This is a genomic window from Floccifex sp. (assembly GCF_051873555.1).
Lineage (GTDB): Bacteria > Bacillota_I > Bacilli_A > Erysipelotrichales > Erysipelotrichaceae > Floccifex.
This window is the reverse complement of record NZ_JBJEEY010000035.1, coordinates 1-2,923: the sequence shown is the minus strand read 5'-3', so window position 1 is coordinate 2,923 and position 2,923 is coordinate 1. Positions and strand designations below refer to the sequence as shown.

The 2,923-nt window shown below is 33.5% G+C and carries 2 protein-coding genes; both read left to right on the top strand.

Features of this window, described 5'->3' with window-relative positions; genetic code table 11:
- Positions 1-1,628: peptide ABC transporter substrate-binding protein (locus ACI32A_RS02220; protein WP_439753390.1), on the top strand; the 1,628-nt coding region annotated here is incomplete at its 5' end.
- A 75-nt stretch (positions 1,629-1,703) separates the two neighbouring features.
- On the top strand, positions 1,704-2,921 hold the full coding sequence (locus ACI32A_RS02215) for a M24 family metallopeptidase (RefSeq protein ID WP_439753389.1): 1,218 nt from the start codon (positions 1,704-1,706) through the stop codon (positions 2,919-2,921).
- Positions 2,922-2,923: the final 2 nt, after the last annotated feature.

The following is a 2,923-nucleotide window of genomic DNA, read 5'->3' as shown; positions in this document are numbered from 1 at the left end:
TATTAACTGGTGCAGTTAGTATTGCGATGGCTGCAACAATGTTAGCTGGTTGTGGTGGTTCAGATTCAAATTCTGACACAGTTCGTGTAGGTGTTGGTGGGGATATCAATACATTAGACCCTGCGAAAGTCGATGCTTCGATTGATGCCAATATCTTAAATTCTATGTATGATGGTTTGTATAAATTAGATTCTGAAGGAAATACAGTTCCTGTATTAGCAGAAGATATGCCTGAAATCAGTGACGATGGATTAACTTATACAATTAAATTCACAGAAGATGCTAAATGGTCTGATGGTGAAGACTTAACAGCTGATGATTTCGTATATGCCTGGAAACGTGCGGCTGCTTTAGGTACTGCCAATGCTTACTATTCAATGTTCATCACTAAATATATTTCTGGTGCCATTGATGGTTCAGCAGATCCAGATGCATTTGAAAAAATGACTGACTTTGGTGCTGTTGCATTAGATGATCATACAATTCAAATCACATTAAAAGAAAAAGTTCCTTATTTTACATCTGTATTAGTAAGTAACGTATTCTACCCTGTTCGTGAAGACATCGTTGGAGAAGATCCATTAGATGATTCATGGGCAAAAGGAACAGATTATCCAGTTGATGGTGCCTTTACAGCAACTTCTGTTGACTATGCAGCTGGTGTTACTTTAGCTAAAAATGAAAACTATTATTTAGCTGATGAAATTAAATTAAATACAATTGAATATACAGTCATGACTGACCAAGATTCTGAAGTATCTGCTTTCCAATCTGATCAATTAGATTTCGCAACTTCATGTAATCCTGAAACTGTATATGCAGACGATGAATTAAAAGAACAAGTATATGTAATTGATCCATTTGTATGTAATTACTACATTTTATTAAACTGTGGAAATGAAAACGATGAATCAAGTGTAGGATTAAAAGCATTGAAAGACGTTGATATTCGTCATGCTATTTCTTGGGCAATTAATCGTGATGAAGTAGCTCAAGCTTCTGGATATGGTGAAGCTGCTTATCCATTATATGGATATGTTCCAAGTGGTATTCCAGGTGCAAATGGTGACTTCCGTGAAGAAACTGGTGATGAAACTAAATATGATTTAGAAGCTGCTAAGAAAATCATGGAAGACAAAGGATATAGTGCAGATAACATGTTAACTATCGAATACAAATATAACGATACAGCAATGCACAAAAATATCGCACAAGTATTACAAGCTAACTTAAAAGAAATCTATATCGACTTGAAATGTACATCTACAGAAAAATCTACTTTCTTTGATGCTCGTGACAAAGGTGAAGGTGAAATGTTCCGTCATGCTATGACAGCTGACTACTTTGATCCAATGACTTACTTAGAAATGTTATATGGAAAAGATACAGCTGGTAACTTAACTGATGATGCAACTTATGAATCAATGATTGATGCTGCAAACGCTGAAAGTGATCCTGCTGCTCGTCTTGAAAAATTAGGGGCTGCTGAAAAATATTTAGTAGAAGACCAAGCTTATATCGTACCATTAATCGGATATTCTGAACCTTACTTAAAGAAGAGCAACTTAAAAGGAATCGTTTCTTCTCCAGAAGGTCACTACGATTTAACTCGTGCTTATTTTGAATAAGATTAAAATAAAATGAATAGGAATTAAGCTACTTTAGTGTTACCATTAAGGTAGCTTTTATTTTGGAGGTATCTTATGAAAATTCGTTCATTAAAAGAACAATACAAAATTCAGGAACAATGCTTAAAAGAAAGACTTAATGACATTTTACCTGAGGTTATGTTTCAATCAGAAGCCGATATGTGGATTGTAGCCAGTAAAGAATATAATGAAGAACCAATTTTTAGAGCATTAACACCACCTGCTTATTTAACAGCACGTCGTATTACTATGCTGGTTTTTGTAAAAGAAGAAAATTATATTCATCGCTATTCTTTAAGTATGCCAGATGAAGATTTAGATCGTTATTATGAACCATTCTATCAATTTGGAAAAGAAAGCCAAATGGATGCTTTGACTCGATTATTTAATAAATACAATCCAAAACAAATCGCCATTAATTGTTCTACAGAATTTGCTTTTAGTGATGGACTCAGTATGGGAATTTATACTTTATTTTTACAGAATCTGGAAGATAAATGGCTGGATCGAATGATTAATGATGATTTACTGGCTATTAAATTAATGGAAATTCGAACTCAAACTGAAATGCAGATGATGCCAGAAGTTATGGAAGTTGCCCATTCCATTATGGAAGAAATGTATACAACAGCTGTCATAAAACCTGGCATCACAACAACAGATGATTTAGTATGGTTTATGAAAGAAAAAGTAAATTCATATGGATTGTCATACTGGTTTGAGCCTACAATGGATTTACAAAGAGAAAATGGTACAAATTCTCGAATGGATCATTGTGTCATCGAAAAAGGAGATTTATTACATTGTGATTTTGGAATCACTTATATGAATATGTGTACAGATACACAGCGTTTAGCCTATGTTGCCAAAGACAATGAAACAAGTGTTCCAGAAAAATTAATAGAAGGCATGAAAAAAGGAAATCGTTTTCAAGATATTGTCATGGAAAATATGATTGCTGGAAAAACTGGTAATGATGTTTTTTTAGCTTCCAAACAACAGGCATTAGAAGAAGGATTACATGCAACTTTATATTCACATCCATGCAATGTATTTGGTCATGGACCAGGACCTACCATTGGTTTATATTCACAACAAGAAGCTATCCCAGTAAAAGGGGATATTGAATTATCAAATAATACTTGTTATGCTTTGGAATTAAATGTAGAAGTTGATGGAATTTATTATTATTTAGAAGAAACCATTGCACTTCAAGAAAATGGACCTGTTTTCTTATACAAAAATCGAGATCAAATCACATTCATAAAATAAAG

Bases quoted from the DNA above. Each gene is read 5' to 3' on its own strand.
- ACI32A_RS02215 (WP_439753389.1), top strand. From the start codon at position 1,704: ATGAAAATTCGTTCATTAAAAGAACAATACAAAATTCAGGAACAATGC.